This is a genomic window from Halothiobacillus sp. DCM-1, assembly GCF_045689735.1.
GTDB lineage: Bacteria > Pseudomonadota > Gammaproteobacteria > Halothiobacillales > Halothiobacillaceae > Halothiobacillus.
In genome coordinates this window covers 1,445,525-1,463,143 of sequence record NZ_CP142685.1, presented here as the reverse complement: position 1 = coordinate 1,463,143, position 17,619 = coordinate 1,445,525, and the positions used below count along the sequence as shown (strand labels likewise).

General features: G+C 63.4%; 8 protein-coding genes. 7 read left to right on the top strand and 1 reads right to left on the bottom strand.

Annotation, left to right across the window (positions count from 1 at the left end; all coding sequences use genetic code 11):
• Nucleotides 1–182: 182 nt before the first annotated feature.
• The 4 genes from parE to VOI35_RS06815 are packed head-to-tail and all read left to right on the top strand — an operon-like array spanning nt 183 to nt 8,277.
• On the top strand, nt 183–2,093 hold the full coding sequence (parE, locus tag VOI35_RS06830) for a DNA topoisomerase IV subunit B (protein ID WP_407276809.1): 1,911 nt from the start codon (nt 183–185) through the stop codon (nt 2,091–2,093).
• A complete protein-coding gene (locus VOI35_RS06825) occupies nt 2,071–3,849 on the top strand; it encodes an autotransporter assembly complex protein TamA (protein WP_407275319.1) in 1,779 nt (592 codons plus the stop codon). Before parE ends, VOI35_RS06825 begins: the two co-directional genes overlap by 23 nt.
• Nucleotides 3,849–7,571: a translocation/assembly module TamB domain-containing protein gene (locus VOI35_RS06820; protein ID WP_407275318.1), complete on the top strand. Its 3,723-nt coding sequence runs from the start codon at nt 3,849–3,851 to the stop codon at nt 7,569–7,571. Before VOI35_RS06825 ends, VOI35_RS06820 begins: the two co-directional genes overlap by 1 nt.
• A 13-nt stretch (nt 7,572–7,584) precedes the next feature.
• Entirely contained in the window at nt 7,585–8,277 is a 693-nt protein-coding gene (locus VOI35_RS06815) for a zinc metallopeptidase (RefSeq protein WP_407275317.1), read from the top strand.
• Between the two features lie 280 nt (nt 8,278–8,557).
• Here the strand turns inward: VOI35_RS06815 and VOI35_RS06810 are convergent, their stop codons facing one another.
• Complete coding sequence (locus VOI35_RS06810) at nt 8,558–13,276, bottom strand: EAL domain-containing protein (RefSeq protein ID WP_407275316.1); 4,719 nt, start codon at nt 13,274–13,276, stop codon at nt 8,558–8,560.
• Between the two features lie 261 nt (nt 13,277–13,537).
• Between VOI35_RS06810 and VOI35_RS06805 the strand changes: the two genes are divergently transcribed.
• The 3 genes from VOI35_RS06805 to VOI35_RS06795 all read left to right on the top strand — a co-directional run bounded on the left by VOI35_RS06805 (nt 13,538) and on the right by VOI35_RS06795 (nt 17,582).
• Nucleotides 13,538–13,879: a PilZ domain-containing protein gene (locus tag VOI35_RS06805; RefSeq protein WP_407275315.1), complete on the top strand. Its 342-nt coding sequence runs from the start codon at nt 13,538–13,540 to the stop codon at nt 13,877–13,879.
• Complete coding sequence (locus VOI35_RS06800; RefSeq protein ID WP_407275314.1) at nt 13,880–15,772, top strand: diguanylate cyclase; 1,893 nt, start codon at nt 13,880–13,882, stop codon at nt 15,770–15,772.
• 238 nt (nt 15,773–16,010) lie between these two features.
• Complete coding sequence (locus VOI35_RS06795) at nt 16,011–17,582, top strand: ArnT family glycosyltransferase (protein WP_407275313.1); 1,572 nt, start codon at nt 16,011–16,013, stop codon at nt 17,580–17,582.
• Nucleotides 17,583–17,619: the final 37 nt, after the last annotated feature.

Here is a 17,619-nt window from a genome sequence, read left to right as displayed (position 1 = left end):
GGGTGAACGGGCATGGCAAGGGTGTATGTCCAACAGGTCGGGATTTCAAGCCCGGTGCGGATCACTTGGGTGGATAACCCCGGCGGATGTCCGGCGCGTTCATCGCGGGAGATCGCACGCGGTTTCGCCAAGGCGGGCGAGCTTGGGTATCCTTAGCCCATTTGATCATGAGCACCACCGCGATGGCAGAACGATTGAACCCGCAGTACGACGCCCAGGCGATCGAAGTCCTGACCGGGCTTGCGCCGGTGCAAAAGCGCCCAGGGATGTACACCGACACCACCCGGCCGAACCATCTGGCGCAAGAGGTGATCGACAACAGCGTCGATGAAGCAGTCAGCGGGTTTGCCCAGGACATTGCCGTGGTATTGCATGCCGATGGCTCGCTCTCGGTGACCGATGACGGGCGCGGGATGCCGGTCGATATTCACCCCGAACATAGTATTTCCGGCGTCGAGCTGGTGCTTACCCGATTACATGCCGGGGGCAAGTTTTCCGACCAGACTTACCGCTTTTCCGGCGGGTTGCATGGGGTCGGGGTGTCCGTGGTCAATGCCCTGTCGGAACGGTTGACGGTGGAAGTGCGCCGCGATGGCAAGCGCTATGCCATGAGTTTTGCCGACGGGGTGCCGGATGCGCCGCTGGCCGAGGTCGGTACGGTGCCGAAAAAACAGACCGGCACCACCGTGCGCTTCTGGCCGCGCGCCAGTTACTTCGATACGCCGAAATTTCTCCTCAGCCGCTTGACGCATCTGCTGCGTGCCAAGGCGGTACTCTGCCCGGGGTTGCGGGTGTCGTTCACCGAGGAGGCGAGCGGCGAGACGCAGACCTGGCAATACAGCAATGGCTTGACCGATTACCTGCTTTCCAGCCTGGCTGGTCGGCCGATTCTCCCGGCGTGCGGTTTTGCCGGTTCGCTCAGCGCCGACGAGGTGCCTCGGCCGCAGGCGGTGGATTGGGCGTTGGCCTGGCTGGAGGAGGGCGGCGAACCGCTGGCCGAAAGCTATGTCAACCTGATCCCCACGCCGCAAGGAGGCACGCATGTCAACGGCTTGCGGCAAGGGGTGACCGATGCCGTGCGGGAATTTTGCGATTTTCGCCACCTGCTGCCGCGCGGGGTCAAGCTTGCGCCGGAGGATGTGTTTGATCGAGTCGCCTTCGTGCTCTCGGCCAAGCTGACCGAGCCACAGTTTGCCGGACAAACCAAGGAGCGCTTGTCCTCGCGTGAGGCGGCCAATTTTATCGGCGGGGTGGTCAAGGATTCGCTGTCGCTGTGGCTCAACCAGCATCCGGCCGAAGGCGAGGCGATTGCCCGGCTGGCGATCGATGCGGCGCAGCTCCGCCTCAAAAGCGATAAAAAGGTCGTGCGCAAGCGCCTGACGCAGGGACCGGCTCTGCCGGGCAAACTTGCGGATTGCACCGCGACCGATCTTGCCCGCACCGAGCTGTTTCTGGTGGAGGGGGATTCAGCGGGCGGCTCGGCCAAGCAGGCGCGGGATCGTGAGTTCCAGGCGATCATGCCGTTGCGCGGCAAAATCCTGAACACTTGGGAAACCAGCGGGGATCAGGTGCTGGCGAGTCAGGAAGTGCATGACATCGCCGTGGCGATCGGGCTCGACCCCGGCAGTGAAGACTTGTCGCGCCTGCGCTACGGCAAGATCTGCATTCTGGCCGATGCCGATTCCGATGGGCTGCATATTGCCACCTTGCTCTGCGCGTTGTTTTTTCGGCATTTTCCGGCGTTGGTGCGCGCTGGGCATGTGTTTGTCGCCATGCCGCCGCTGTATCGGGTCGATTGCGGCAAAGAAATCTTCTATGCGCTCGATGAGGCCGAACGGGAGGGCATTCTCGCCCGCCTTTCTGCCGAGCATCGGCGCGGCAAGGTGCAGGTCACCCGCTTCAAGGGGCTGGGTGAAATGAACCCGTCACAGTTGCGTGAATCCACCCTCGCACCCGCCACGCGGCGGCTGGTTCAGCTCACCGTGGCCGATGATGACCCCTACGCGCTGATGGATATGCTGCTCGCCAAAAAACGGGCGGCGGATCGTCGGGAATGGCTGGAAACCAAGGGTGATCTGGCGCAGGTGGGTTGAGTTGCGGGCGCTCCTCGGCGCGGTTCTGGGGCTGCTGTCTTTCGCGGCGGCGCAGGCGTCCTCCGCTCCGCCGCCCGCGCTGCAGTTGCAAGGGCTTACCGACCCGATTTTGGTGCGCCAGATTGGGCTCTCGGTGCCGGTGCAGCGTTTTGCCTGCGATGCCCCGCCGCTGGTGTTCGAGCGGTATTTGACCGACGCCACGGCCGATGCCCGCCGCGCCTTGCAGGCATTGGGCTATTTTCACGCGGAACTGAGCCCGAGCCTTGAGACACAGGCCGGCTGTACCGTGCCGGTGTTGCGTGTGGTGCCGGGCGAGCGCGTGCGCTGGGCGGTGGCTCAGATCGAGGTGCAGGATGCGTCGGGCAAGTCGCTGCGGGATCAGCCGTTTCTGCGGGATTTCTTGCAGGCGAATACGCCGGCTCCCGATTCACCGATGGATCAGGGGCAATACGCCCGACTGCGCGATGGCCTGCTGGAACGGGCGCGCGGGGCGGGCTATCTGCACGCGCAGTGGCGCAGGCATGTTCTGCGGGTCGATCCGGCGACGAATCGCGCGACGATCGAACTCAGCCTCGATGCCGGGCGTCGGGCACGGTTTGGCGCCATCGAGATTGAGCAGTCCTTGCTCTCGCCGGAACTGGCCTCCCGGCTGGCTGGTGTGCAGCCGGGCGACCACTACACCACGGCGAATCTCGTGGCGATCAACCAGAATTTGATGAGCCCGCGCTATTTTTCGTCGGTGCGGGTGCGGCCACCGCTTGATCAGCCAACTGGGGATGTCGTGCCGGTGCGGGTGCAGGCGATTTCGGGTTCCCCGCGCAGTTATGAATTCAAGATCGGCTATGGCACGGATACCGGCCCGCGCCTTGGGGCGGTGCTGCATCAGTGGGTTGTCAACCCGGCCGGGCACCAATGGCGCGCGAACCTGTCGCTGGCGCAGCGGCAGCAGACCTTGTCCGCCGCCTACACCATCCCACGGCTCGCGGATCCGCTCAATCAGCGTTATGAGCTGTATTCCGCGCTCGATCGGGAAAACAATCTCGGCATTACCAGCCTGTCGATGACCAACGGCGCGCAGTGGGTGCGGAATTTCAATCGCTGGAACACCGCGCTGTTTACCGAATATCTGCTGGAGCGCAGCCAGTTTGGGGATGAGCCCGCCATGACCAATGGCTTTTGGCTGACCGGGGCGCGCGTCGGCTGGCGGGAACTGAATGATCCACTGTTTCCAACCCGGGGGCTGGCCTTCAATGCCTCGTTGAGCGGGGCGGCCAAACCGCTGTTGTCGAGTGCCTCGCTACTGCGGGCGCGGGTGCAACTCGCGGGGATGTGGCCGATCAGTGACGACTGGGTGTGGTTGGGGCGAACGGAAGTGGGCGGCGTGCTGACGGATGCCCTGACCAACCTGCCGAAAACGCTGCGGTTTTTTGCCGGGGGGGATCAATCCGTTCGCGGCTATGGCTATCAATCGCTGGGTCCGGTGGATGCGACAGGGCAACCGGTGGGCGGGCGCTATGTGTTCACGGCCAGCACCGAGCTGATGCACCCGGTCTATGGCCGTGACTGGTGGGGCGCGGTGTTTGTCGATACTGGCAATGCCTTTGATTCGCTGGCGGATTTTTCCTTGGCGACCGGCGCCGGGGTGGGGCTGCGCTGGCGTTCGCCGGTGGGCGTGGTGCGGGTGGATGTGGCCTATCCGTTCGATGGCAGCCGACGCCTGCCGAGGCTGCATCTGGGCATCGGGGTGGCGTTTTGATGGCCGGGTGGCGCGTGCTTATTCGGTTGGGGCAGGCGGTCTTTTGGCTTGTCAGCGGGTTGCTGCTGCTCGTGGTGTTCGGCTTGATCTGGCTCGGCACGACGACCCAGGGTGCCCGCTTTGCGCTGGCTCAGGCGGAAGCGCGGGTGGCGGGTTTGTCGGTCGGTACGGTGACGGGCTCCCTGCTCGGCGGCCTGACGCTCAACGATCTGGCCTACCAGGCACCCGAGGGCGTGGCTCTGCGGCTCGGCTCGCTGCATTGGCGGCTGGATCGCGCAGCCTTAGGGCGCGCCCGCATCAAGGTCGAGACACTCGCGCTGACCGATCTGAAGCTCCGCCTGCCCGCTACCGCGCCTTCGACCGCCGAATCCGCCGCGCCGCTGAATCTCGCCGATCTCCCGTTGGCCTTGCCGCTGCCTGTCCGCATCGACCGGCTGGCGCTGAAGGACGCCAGGCTCGAAGACGCCACCGGCCAGCCGCTGTTGACGGTGTCGGAATTCGTGTTCCGGGCCGCCGCCGATGCCCGGCAGATTCAGGTGACGGTGGAACCTGGCAGTCAGTTGCATCTGCCTGAAGAAAACTTGCAGGTACACGCGGCGGGAACGATGGCGCTTGCCGTGGCCGCGCCGCACGCCGTTTCGGGGCAACTGGCGTGGCGGCTGGATGCGCCGGCGGGCTGGCTGCCGGGGGAAGTCCGGCTCGGCGGCACGCTCGACACCCTGAGCGCACAACTGGATGCCGCGCTGCTCGGGAACTGGTTGCCGGGTTTGCCGCCGGTTTCGTTCACGGCGGAGCTCACCGCCGTGCCTGCCAGCGAACGATTCGACCTCAGCGCGCTGCGTGTCGATGGCCTGGGTGGTTGTCTGCGGGGTTCCGGGACATTCGATGGGGCAAGGCAGTCGGCCAGAGGACAGCTCGCCTGGCAGGATCTGGATCCGGGATTGCTCGCCCCCGATGCGGCCGGTCGGCTCACGGGGCGCATGACGGGGCACTGGCAGGCGGCCACAGGGGCAGAAATCCAGGTGGCCGGTTTGACGGGGCAAATCGCCGGGGTGGCGCTGAAGGATCTCGCCTTCACCGGAACATGGCAGGCACCGATGGCCGCGCTGACCCTGACCGGCGGGCAGGTGGCGGGCGGCGCGGTGACCGCCGAGGCGAGGTATGGCGTTTCGGCAGACCGCCCCGTCGCGCTGAAGCTCGATTGGGCACCGACCGACTCGTTGCCCTTGCCGGGCACTCCGGCGCAAGCGCGCGGTCGGCTGCGGATTCAGGCGCAGGGGCATCTGGGGGCAGATCCGGCCACCTCGGCCGAGGTGTCGTTCGCCGCCTCGCTGCAGGACGGTTCGATCAGCGCGCAGGCTACCCGTGTGCCGGTCGGCCTCAGCCTGCACGGTGCCTGGCAGCGTGGCGTGCTGCAACTGGATGAAGGGCGGGCGCAGATCGCCGGCATGCAGATGCAGGCCGAGGGGCTCGTCGGGCTGGCGACGGCCGAGCCGGTCGCCAATACCTTGCGGGCGTCATTGACGGCGCAGAGACTCGCGCAATTGCCGACCACCGCGCTGGGCTTGCCCCCTGTCGGCGGCGCGCTTCAGGCGCAGCTTGCCCTGCAGGGAACCCCGCAGCGTCCGACAGGCAGTTTGAATCTCACCGGGCACGGCCTTTCCTGGGGCGATTGGCGGTTAGGCAGTGTGCAACTGGCGGCGCGGGTAGATGCGGCGCAGCAGGGGACTCTGACCCTTACCGCCGCACGGCTGACCCAGCAGGGCAGGGCATTCCTCTCGACCGCGACCGTCTCGGCCAACGGTGCCGTACCGGGGCTGACGGACGGCGCGCAACGCTTGTCGGCACGCATCGACGCGGCGCCGGGCAGCCTTCGCCTCGCCGCCGAGGGGCGCTGGGAGCAGACGAGTTGGCAGGGGCAGCTCACAGCCTTGACGCTGTCGGCGTTGCGTTGGGAACGGCATGTCTTGCCGGACTGGCACCTCGCGCGCCCGGTGCCGATCCGGGTATCGGCAGAATCGCAACGCCTGGGCGAGCTCTGTCTGACGAGTCGTGATGCGGCTCGGTTCTGTGTTGCCGGGGACTACGCTTCCGCGCAAGGCGGGCATGGTCAGGCGACGCTTTCCGGCAACCTGCCCCTGTCGCTGGCGCAGCCCTGGTTGCCAGCGGATTTGCGGCTGCCGGGTCGGCTGGAATTCGAGGGCAACGCGAACCTGCGCGCCGGGGTGCCGACGGCGGCGTGGGCGCTCACCTTGCCCGCCAGCCACTTCACTTGGCCGAGTGTGTTTGGTGCCGAAACGCTGGATTACACCCCGGTCACGCTGCGCGGGCGCTGGCAGCCGGATGCGCTCAACGCGCGTATCGATACGGATACGCCCGACCTGCTGAGCCTGCATGCTCAAGGGCAATGGGGGATGACAGATCGTTCGCCGCTGTCGGGCACGCTGGCCTTGACTCTGCCACGGCTCGATCGGGCGCGTTTTCTCGTGCCGATGCTCGCCGGGCTGAAGGGGCAGGCGGCGCTGAATCTGGCACTGGCGGGCACGGCCGCCGCCCCGCGCATCCAAGGGGCGGCGACGGTGTCTGATCTCGCCTTTGCGCTGCCAGATACCGGGGTGAGCTATCGTGCGGGGGCACTTGCGGCCAAGATCGAACCCACCGGCGCCCTGCAGTTGACCGGGGCGCTGACCGCGGTGGCACCTAAGATCAGCGGGGCGGGCGAAACGCAGGCACCGCTGCATCTGGTGGGCAGCGGGCAATGGGCGAGCCCGCAGGACTGGCATCTGCGGACGACGCTGGATGGCGAGCAGGTGCCGCTGTTGCGTCTGCCGACCTTGTCCGTCGATGCCAGCCCAGCATTGACCCTGGATGCGGATGCGGCGGGGGCGACGGTCGGCGGGCAGATCGACTTGCCCGTGGTCGATGCCCGGGTAGCGGCTTTACCGGCGGGCGTCGTCTCCCCCACGGAGGATTTGGTCATCGAAGGCGAGCAGCCGCCCGCGCCGAAACCGCCGGGCTATCCGGTGCAGGGGCGGGTGCGGGTGCGGCTCGGCGATGCCGTGCGGCTCGCGGGGATGGGCTTTCGCACCCAGCTCGCCGGGGGCTTGCAACTCAGCCTGACGCCGGGACAAGCGCTGGCCGCCCAAGGCGAAGTGCAGCTGGTCGATGGGCGCTATCAGGCCTACGGGCAGGATCTTCAGATCAATCCGGGTCGCCTGCTGTTCGTTGGCCCCTTGACCAATCCGGGGCTCGCGGTGCGGGCGGAGCGCAGCGTGGGATCAACCACGGTGGGTCTCAATATCAGCGGCACCTTGCTCCATCCGAAAACGGCGGTATTTTCCAGCCCCAGCCTGCCGGAATCGGAGGCGCTGTCGCTGCTGATTACCGGCCGCAGCCTCGATTCAGCGAGCATGAGCGATGGCTCGGCCATCAAGAATGCAGCGATCGGCCTCGGTATCGCCCAGGGCGATAGCGTACTGCGCGATCTCGGGGCGCGTTTCGGCTTTTCCGGGTTGGGGCTCGATACCACCGGCGGGCTCGATGGCACGCGCCTCTCGCTCGGCAAACAACTCAACGACCGCCTGTTCGTGCGCTATGCCATTGGCGTATTGACCGGCGTGGGGGAGCTGATTACCCGCTACCGGCTCAGTCGGCTGTTTTCGATTGAATTGACCACCAGCCCCGAAGGTTCGGGGGGTGATCTGATCTACCAGATCAAATAAGGAAGCCGCATTGATGAGCCTGATCTTGCTGATATTTGCCGGGTTGATGGCGGCCATTTCCTGGTGGCCCGGCGTCTGGGTGACGCGGGTGATGGCACAACACCGCGCCCCGGCGGATCGTTACCCGTTTTCCGGCGCCGATCTCGCGCGGTATCTGCTCGATCAAGCCGGCTTGACGGCGGTCACGGTCGAACGCACCCCCGAGGGCGACCATTACGACCCGCACACCCGCAGCGTGCGGCTTTCGGCAGCGAATTTCTCTGGCCAATCACTGACCGCCATTACCGTGGCCGCGCATGAAGTGGGGCACGCCCTGCAACACGCCGAGGGCGATGCGGCCTTCGCTCGCCGACAGGAAATGGTGGAACGCAGCGCCTGGGCGCAAAAAGTGGCGGGCTGGATCCTGCTGGCGATTCCCGTGATTACCGTGCTCGAAAAACAGCCCGCGCCCGCGCTGGTGCTCCTGCTGGTGGGGGTCTTGAGCATGCTGGTGCCACTGTTCGCGCAACTGGCCAATTTGCCGATCGAGCTCGATGCCAGTTTCAACCGCGCCCTGCCGTTGCTGGAACGCGGCGGCTGGCTCGCGCGGGGACAGGAAAAACGCGCCGCCCGACAGATTCTGCGTGCCGCTGCGTTCACCTATGTTGCGCAGGCGTTGGGCTCAATTCTGAATATTTTCAAATGGTTGCGCGGGCTGAAGCCTTGAGTAAACCCAGAGAACGCACCGAGAAAATCAGGTGTTTCCGTTCCCCTTTTTCCTATGCTGGATCAGGGGGAGTGTTCCATCGAGCGTGGGTGTGATGGCTCCTCCCTTCAGCGGGGGGAGGTGGGATGGGGGAAGTGACCTGTTGCTGAAACGAGCGCAGGGTGCCCGATGTTCCACCCCACCCCTCCCCGCTGAGCGGGGAAGGGGGGAGTATGGTGAGCTCCCCCGGCGGAGATGCGGCGGCTTCTCCCCCCGGCGGGGGGAGGTAGGGTGGGGGCAATCAAATCAATCCGGCGAGATAGTTCATCAACTGGCGGCTGACTTCGGTATTCGCCGGATTTTTGTGGATGATGGCGTGCCAGGCTAAGGCCTCGGTCGCCGTGTTTCCCTGCTGGCGTAAAAAAGCGTGCAGCGGGCATTCTTCCGCGTTGCCGCCGTGGTAGGTGGCGAGATGCTGATGCATGAACAGCCAGTGATAGGCCAGGGCGCCTGCGGGGGATCGAATTGCGTCGGTGTCGGGCGGCTCTGCCGGGTGCTGGCGAATCCAGTCGGGAATGTCGTCGATGGGCATGGGGCGGGCAATGCCGTAGCCTTGTCCATAGCCCGCGCCCAGGATGCGCGCCGCTTCGATCATGCCGCTGTCTTCTAGTCCTTCCACGACGACCTGTTGGTTGAAATCGCGCCCCATCTGAATGATGGCGGAGATCAGGCTCAGGGTTTGCACAGGGTTGTCGGGCAGGCGGGCGAGCAGTGCCTGATCAATCTTGATGCTGGCAAAGGGCAGGCGGGTCAGCCGCTTGAGGCTGCTGTAGCCCGCGCCGAGATCATCCATGGCCAGTGGGGTGCCGAGGAGGCGCAGCCGATGGATGGCCTCGTGGGCTTCCTCTGAATCCCCCATGTCATTTTCGAGCAGCTCCAGTGTCAGCCGTTCGGGGGCGATGCCCTGCGCGTCGAGCGCCTGTTGAACCCAGTCGGAACAGTGGGCGTCCCGCAGGGTGGTGGGGGCGAGGTTGACGGAGAGATCGAGGAGGAGCCCCTGATCGTCCCAAGCGCGAAGCGCGGTGAGGCTGGCCTGGAGTACGCGCTGGAACAGCCGATCCAACTCTGCGTCACCGAGCAGAGGGATGAACGCCGAGGGCGGCAGGATGGTGCCATCCGGCAAGGCGAGACGCGCCAGCGCTTCCACCTTGACGACCCGGGCGCTGGCCAGCTCGATGATCGGCTGGGCGTAGACCCGCAGCCCGCCCTCGAATAGCTGCTGCCGGTAGTGTTCGGCGAGGTGGTAATCTAGGGTCAGCGCGGGGCTGCGACAGATTTGCCAGATTTGCGAAAGCCGCAACTGGCTGCTGCGGGCGAACTGTTGTGCCCAGACGGATTCGAACTGGTGGGGATGGGTGCCCAGTATCCCCACGACAACGGCCGTCAATTGCTGGCGATCCTTGATCGGTAGGAACAAGGCGCTATGAATCGCTTCTTCGCCCGTGTCGGTCGAGAAAGTCCAGCGTTCATTGCGTACCGTGTGCGGATGGCCACTCGTCAACGCGGCATTGAACTGGCTGTGATAGCGCACGGCGCTGCTGTTTTGCGGGTTCTGAGGGGAGAGCAGTGCATGACCCACGGTGTCGCTCGCGCTGCCCTGACTGGCTTCGATCACCCACGGTGCCGCGTCATCACCACGGCGCAGACAAATCACGGTGCGGATACCGGGAATTTCGTGCAGGGCGGCCAGTTCTTGGGGCAGGGCATCGTTCCACAGGCAACCGATCGGCGGCAGTGGCCGGGTGAGATAGCCGAAATACTGCTGAATCACGGCGCTGCCGGCTTGTGCCTGGGCGAGCAAATCATCCTCGACACGGGATTCGATGACCATCATCAGGCGGTATCGATCCCGGGTGGACAGGGCGGTGCGCCCGAGGTGTTCAATCAGCAGCCGGCGGTACAGGCTGATCGAGCGGATCAGCAGGGCACTATTGACGCCGACCAGGCTATGCACCTGCCCGACGGCTTCACTGCGGGCGAGCAGCGCCGCGCGATCGGTCGCAGGATCGGTAAGAAAGCGCAGGTGTTCGATCTGCGTGTTCACCAGCCGCTGCATTTGCGTGGCGCTCAAGGTGCTCAGAATGCTCTGGGCATTCGGTTCGAAGGCGAGCAGTTCGTAAAACTGCCGGACAAAAGCCGGAGCCAGTTCCTCTAGCATGACTTGATGCCGCGCGAGCAGCTGGGTGCTGGCTGGGTCATAGGCTTCCAGCGGCGTGCCGGGGTCGGGCTGGGGCAATGTCTCCTGCGCATGGCTCAGTTGCCACCAACGCCGTCGGTGGAGTTTGTTTTGTTTACAGGCATAGAGCGCCGCATCGGCTTGACGGATCAGGCTGTCGCCATTCTCGCCGTCGATCGGAAACAGCGCCACGCCGAGACTCATGCCAATGCTGGCTTGCCGCCCGTCGCCTAGGTCGAACGGTGTCCGCACGGCCTCATAGAGACGATCCAGAGCCACCGTGAGTTGGGTTTCGGCCTGATTGGGTTCCAGGTCTTCGAGCACGATGACGAACTCATCGCCGCCGAGCCGGGCGAGTATATCCTCGGTTCTCAGCCGCTCTTGCAGGCGTTGCGCCAGCGCAATCAGCAAGGCATCGCCTGCGGGGTGCCCCCAGGTGTCGTTCACCGGTTTGAAGTCGTCGAGGTCGAGCATTCCCACGGCCAGCATGTTGCCGCGCCGCCGTGTCCGGGCGATGGCTTTGGGCAGTTGACTCTCCAGTCCGCGCCGGTTCAGTAGCCCGGTCAGGGCATCATGGGTGGCCTGGTGCGTCACGGCGCGCTGGGCTTCGTGCAGTTCGGTGATGTCGATCAGGCTCCAGAGAACGCCGTGGCCGTGCTGTGGCACGAGCAGGGCGGCACCGAGCACTTCGACCATCACGGTATGCCCAGCGCGGTGCCGGATCGCCTGCGTGCGGTGCAGCCGATGACGCAAGGGGTCTTGTCCGGCGGGAGCGTCTGGCAGACGCAGCACAAACGGCGGGGCGTTGTCCGGGGTGAGCAGGGTCGCCGATTGCCCCGCCAGTTCGGTGCAACGGTAGCCGGTCAACTGGCAGAACGCCGGGTTGGCCTTGAGGATTTGCCCGTCATCATCGGTCAGGAGCAGGGCGGCGGCATTGGCTTCGAACAGGGTGCGCTGGAATTCGGCCAGTTCGCGCAACTCCGCTTCCAGGGTATGGCGGCGGGTCACATCCTGCAGCGTCCAGACCGTGGTGTCGGGTCGGTTGTGATCGATCAGGCTGCCGGCAATGTCTGCATATAAGATGAGGCCATCTTGCCGACGCAGGATCAGGTCTTCGAGTTGGGCGCTGCCGTGCACGATGAGGGCGGGGTAGAGCGCCGCGACACGATCAAATTGCGCCGCGTCGGCGTAAATCGTCCGGGTGGGGCGGCCGATCAGCTCCACCGGCGAGGCAAAGCCGAGCATTTCGGCCAGACGCGGATTGACCTCGATGAACCGCCGGTCGCGCACCAAGGCGATGCCAGCCAGCGTGTTGTTCAGCAGCGTGTTGTTCAGCAGCGTGTGCTGCATCTGGCTGGTTTTCTGCTCTAGAAGATGCTCATCAAGCCATTCCAGCCCAAAGCCGATTTGTTCGGCTAGGGTGAGCATGGCTTGGCGCATGGGCTCATCGAAAATGTTGGCCTGGGTGTGATAGACCGAAAATATGCCCCACATCGTGCCGTTTTTACGGATCGGCACACTGGCGCTGGCGGCCAGACCGTGCTGCTGCGCGCGCTCGGCCCAGAGCACCAGATCCGGGTTGGTGGAGAAATTCTGGTTGAAAAAAACCTTCCCCTCGCGCCAGGCACGGCCGGCGGAACCGCGGCCTTCTGGGCGCGCTTCGTCGATCGACAGACGAAGCCCATCGAGGTAGCCGGTGGCGCCTGCCGAGGCCAGGATCTGAAACCAGCCGGTTTCGTCTGGCTGGATGATATGCGCCAGCGCCATCCCGCCCGCCTCAACGGCCAATCGGCAGAGGATCGTCAGCAGTTCGGGTTCGCTGGCACATTGCCGGATGGCCTCATTTGCCTCAGCCATCATGGCATTGAACTGCGCTAGGCGGGCGGTCTGGCGGAGTGCCGTGGCGCGTGCGCGCATCTGAACGGCCAGCGCGCGTGCCGCGAACGCGAGCAAGAGCAGCAGCGTCAGATAAATCAGCCAGCGGATGCGGGCATTTTGAAAATATGCGCTCGCAAGGTGGGAGGTCTCGACCTGGACGGCGAGGGTGAAGGGGTAATGCTCTAGAGGAAGGTCGATCAGCGTGGTTTCTGTGGCTCCCGTCGGGGCGGTGAACGAGACGGATTCATCCTGCCAGACGCCGACCAGACTGCCGTCGCGCGTATCCCGCACGATAAAGGTGTAGGGCAGCGGTTCATCGGGATGGTAGGCCAGCAGTTGGCGCAGATCGGAGGGCGCAGAAAGGTAACAGGGCGCTCCCGCGCGCAAAAAACGGTAGCGCAGGGTGAGCACCCGGATGGCGCCGGAAACGCCCGTCTTGTCGCTGGAAATATCCTGACCCAATAACCAGCCGGGCGCACCGGCAACTGCGGTGTATTCCTGGGGTGGCACGAGCGGTGGATTGTCGTGGGTTTGCAGTGTCCACAGCCGGCGAATCCCGTCACTGCCAATCAGGTTCACCTGCGTCAAATTGGGGTTGAGTTGGGTATAGCGCGTCATGATTTCGGTCAGCCGCGCGTCGGGCGTCGCTCCGGCGGGGATCTCAGCGATCAAGCCGGCCAGAAATGCCATGCCTTGGTATTGGTTATCCAGCCGCGTGCGGATCAACTGGGCAAACGCTTCCCCGGATTGCGTGGCGTTGCGCTGCACCTGCGCTTTGAGTTCTTGATATTCCGACCATTCATTGCCGGCAACCCAGCCGATCAGCAGGATGATTGGCGCCAGCAACAGCCATTTCAGCGAGATGCGCAGATAGGGTAGTCGTGGCAGGGAGATTCTGGTATCCATGAACGCTTGATGGGGCTGCGGTATCCGTGTGGACGATATCGGGTGTTATCGGCGGCAGTGTACCGAGTTTCTGCCGGAGGTCGTAAGAATTGCGTCAGGTTTTTCGGCGTTGCGGGCGCCATGCTTTCAGGCTTTACCTCCCCTTGCGAGGGGGAGGCTAGGGGTGGGGGCGATTCGATTCGCGTTTCTTTCCTGTGAAGTTCAGCATCCTGCTAGAATCTTTCGGCTGATTTCATGGGATGTACTTAGGAGGCTCACAGGATGGCACTCGGCGGCGGCATGATTCATCACAACATTCCTGATAAGGAATCGTTGTATCGCGCCTATATGCCGTTCATCAAGAACGGTGGCCTGTTTATTCCCGGCATGTTGCAGCATGAATTTGGGAAAGAGCTGTTTTTAACCCTGACCATGATGGGTAGCCCCGAGCGGATCGCGCTGGCGGTGAAAGTGGTCTGGCGCACACCCGAAGGCGCACAGGGGGGCAAAACCCCCGGTATTGGGGTGCAGTTCAGCCCGATGGACAAGGGACAAACCCGCGCGAAGATCGAAAGCTATCTCGCCGGGGCGTTGGATAAAGATACTCCCACGCTCACGATCTAAATGTCGTCTTCCCATCCTGCCGACCCGCCGCGCGCCGTTAAGCTCGGGTTGATTGATGTGCCCCTGTTCAGCCTGAAGGCATTGGGGCTCAGCCTGCCGATGGCCTTGGGGTATATCGGTCTGGCGTGGATCGTCGTGCATTTTTTCCCGGTGGTCTCGCCGTTCTGGCCGGCGGCGGCGCTGGCGGTCGCGGGCGTGATGCTGTTCGGCGCGGCGATGTTGCCTGCCATTTTTATTGGGGCTTTTGTCGCCAATTTCAGCCTGATGGACTGGTCCTGGTTCGGGGCATTGATTGCGGCCAGCGGCAATACCCTCTCGCCCTGGCTCGGGGTGTGGTTGTTCCGCCGGCTGAGTGCGGAAGATTTTTTCGATAGCCCCAAAGCGGTCGGGTTTTATTTCGTGCTGGTGGGGCTGCTGGCTTCCGCCCTGTCTGCGGTGCTGGGGATCTTCGGGTTGAGCCAGTTCCATACAGAATCCCACGGCTATGGCTATTTGATCGATGGCCTGGGGTGGTTGGTGGGGGATTTGACCAGTACGGTCATGCTCGCACCGGCGCTGTATCTTTGGGGGCGCTTCGCGCTGAAGCAGGAGCGACCCCATCCGGCGCAATATGGCACGCCGGAGTTTCTGCTCTTGCTGGTGGTTATGGTGGGCGGCGGATTGGTGTTGTTCGGCATCAATACCGGAGGCAATGTGCTGCACATCGGGGCGATGAGTCTGGTGGTGCCGCCGTTGATCTGGGCGGCGCAACGCTTTTCGCCGCGCCTGGCTTTGACGCTGTTCGCGGGTATTTACCTGGTGGCGACGGGGTGTACGCTGGCGGGAATGGGGCCGTTCGTGGAATTTTCTCCGGGCGAAGCCCTGACGGCACTGCAATTGATGGGTGCTTCGATCAGCAGTAGCGTCCTGATTGCCTCCGTCTTGGATGTGCAGCGCCGCGATGCCCATCAATCGCTCGAACTGGCCAACAGCGCGCTCAATGAGCGGGTGTGGGCGCGCACACGCGAGCTGGCGCAAAGCGAGCAACGCACCCGCTATATTCTCGAAATGATGCCGATGCCGATGCTGGTGACCGAACTGGCAACCAGTCGGGTTCTGTTCGTTAATGATGAATGCCTGTCTCTGTTCGGGGCCACCCGTGCCGATGTCAAAACGGTGGTACCGAGGGATTTATGGGTCGATCCGTCCGAGCGGGTTCGGGTGATCGCCCGCCTGCAACAAGGCGAGGTGATTCGGAATCATGAGGTGGCCTTTCACGGGCTGCGCGGCGAGGTGTTCTGGCTGTCGATCGCGGTGGTGCTGACTCGCATCGAGCAGTCCGATGCCCTGATGTTCGCCTTCAAAGACATCAGCTTGCACAAAAAGCGCGAGGCGGAGTTGCTCAATCAGGCCACCATCGATCTGCTGACCGGGCTGTATAACCGGCGGCAGATTCGGGAATTGGTGCGACGGTTGATGTTGGATGCCGAGACCAGAACGCCCGTTGCCCTGGCAATTATTGATCTGGATCATTTCAAGCGGATCAATGACGGATCGGGGCATGCCTGTGGCGACAAGGTGCTCCAGACCGTGGCCGAAATCGGTCGTTCCGTGTTGCGGAGTGAAGATTGGTTCGGGCGCTGGGGTGGCGAGGAATTCGTGGTGGTTTTCCCAGGATTGACTTCGACCCAGGCGGAGCACCGACTGGATACCTTGCGGCGGCAGCTCATGGATGCGGTGATTCTGTGCGACAACGGCCATCTGATTCAATTGACGGCGAGTTTTGGCTTGACCGAGGGCTGGTTCTCGCCGGATCGGCGGGACTTTGACCAGTTCGACGAATGGATCAACGAGGCCGATCTCGCCTTGTATCGGGCAAAAAATCAGGGGCGTAACCGCATCGAACGGGCCTGATCCGCTGCGTGGGCAGTGAATTTCTCCGGCGTGGCCAAGCATTTATCACCAGGCTTTGGCATGATGGGCGGCCATGCTTGGTCGAACGGGCGGCGCGGATTTGAGCTGCAACGCCCGCTCGGTTTAGCAGGCTGTTGAAAAGAGCCAGGAAAGCCCTTTTTCAACGGCCTGTTCGAGATGCCCCAACGCGATCAATCCGATAAGTTGTGGATTGGCGTTTCCCCCTAGGAACCTCGTGGTGAGCCCCAAACAACTGTTTTCTTCGTCGCACCTGCCCCTGTTCATTCTCGGATTGGCCGTCTATATCGGGTTTTTCTCCGGGATCGGCAGCATGCCGCTGTTTGATCTGGATGAAGGCGCGTTCACGACCGCGACGCGGGAAATGTTCCTGCGTCAGGATTTCATCACCCCATACCTCAATGCGGTGCCTCGCTTCGATAAACCCATTCTGATCTATTGGTTGCAGGCCGCATCCGCCGCCGTTTTCGGGTTTAACGAGTTTGCGTTCCGTTTGCCTTCGGCACTGGCTTCGGCCATCACGGTGGGGGTGGTTTACCGCTTCGCCGCCGGGGTGGTTTCCCGCGAGGTGGCTTTTTTTGCTGCGCTGATGCTGGCCACCGGGCTGATCAGCACGGTTGTCGGGAAGGCGGCGATTGCCGATGCCGTGCTGATGCTGTTTTTGACCTTGAGCCAGTTTGCGGTATTCAAACATTGGCAGACGGGGCGCGCGGCCTATATCCGCTGGGCGTATGTGGCGATGGCGCTGGGGTTTCTGACCAAAGGGCCGGTGGCGTTGCTCATTCCCGGCGTGGTCAGCGCGCTGTTTTATGTCTCGACTGGACGATGGTCGATCTGGTGGCGGGCAGTGCTCGACGGCCGGGGTTTGTTGCTGTTTCTGGTCATCGCCTTGCCCTGGTATGTCCTGGAGTACGCGCATCAGGGGCAGGCGTTCATCGACGGGTTTTTTCTGAAAAACAACATCGGGCGGTTCAGTGCGCCGATGGAAGGCCATTCCGGCGGGTTCTGGTTTTATCCGGTCGTCGCCGTGGTCGGCATTCTGCCGTTTACCGGGGCGCTTTTTCTGGCGCTACGCCATATCCGCGATGCCGATTGGCGGCACGGGCAGGCGGATTCATCCCCGCTGACGGCACTGCGCTGGTTTGGCTGGCTGTGGTTTGTGTTCGTGCTGGTGTTTTTTTCGTTTTCTGGCACCAAACTGCCGCACTATCTCAATTACGGCATGGTCGGGCTGATGCTGGTGCTGGCGACTTACCTGCCGTCGATTCATCACCGTGGGTTGCATGTGCTGCCGGTGTTGATCTTCTGGGGGCTGCTGCTGGCGCTGCCGTCGTTGGTCGATGAGTTTTTTGACCGGATTCATCCACTGTATGTGCAGCAAATGCTGGCGGATCGCGCGGCAGTGTTCGGTTGGGGCTGGTATGTTCCTCTGGGGGTTTTCTTGCTGATGGGGTTGTGGACGCTGTTCGATCGTCGCCGATCCCTGCCGATGCTGCTGGTTCCGCTGGCCTTGGCGTTTTCCTGGTCCGTGAATGGGTTGGTGGTGCCAGCGGTGGCCGAGTTGCAGCAGGCGCCGATTCGCGCGGCGGGTTTGCTGGCGCGTGATTTGCCGGGTCCCGCGCTGATGTATCGGATGAATACCCCCAGTTTCGGGGTGTATGCCGGAAAAATTCTGAAGCGCGGTACCCCCCAGCCGGGGGATCTGGTGTTGACCCGGGCGGTGTATGCCGGGGAACTCGACGCCAAGGTGTTATTCTCACAGGGGGGCGTGGTGTTGCTGCGAATGCAGTAATGCCCATAAACATAGATTATCTGTTGATCGTTACTCA

Excerpts from the sequence above, each read along its gene's own strand:
- parE (WP_407276809.1), top strand. The coding sequence starts at position 183 with ATGGCAGAACGATTGAACCCGCAGTACGACGCCCAGGCGATCGAAGTC.
- VOI35_RS06820 (WP_407275318.1), top strand. The coding sequence starts at position 3,849 with ATGGCCGGGTGGCGCGTGCTTATTCGGTTGGGGCAGGCGGTCTTTTGG.
- VOI35_RS06815 (WP_407275317.1), top strand. The coding sequence starts at position 7,585 with ATGAGCCTGATCTTGCTGATATTTGCCGGGTTGATGGCGGCCATTTCC.
- VOI35_RS06810 (WP_407275316.1), bottom strand. The coding sequence starts at position 13,276 with ATGGATACCAGAATCTCCCTGCCACGACTACCCTATCTGCGCATCTCG.
- VOI35_RS06805 (WP_407275315.1), top strand. The coding sequence starts at position 13,538 with ATGGCACTCGGCGGCGGCATGATTCATCACAACATTCCTGATAAGGAA.
- VOI35_RS06800 (WP_407275314.1), top strand. The coding sequence starts at position 13,880 with ATGTCGTCTTCCCATCCTGCCGACCCGCCGCGCGCCGTTAAGCTCGGG.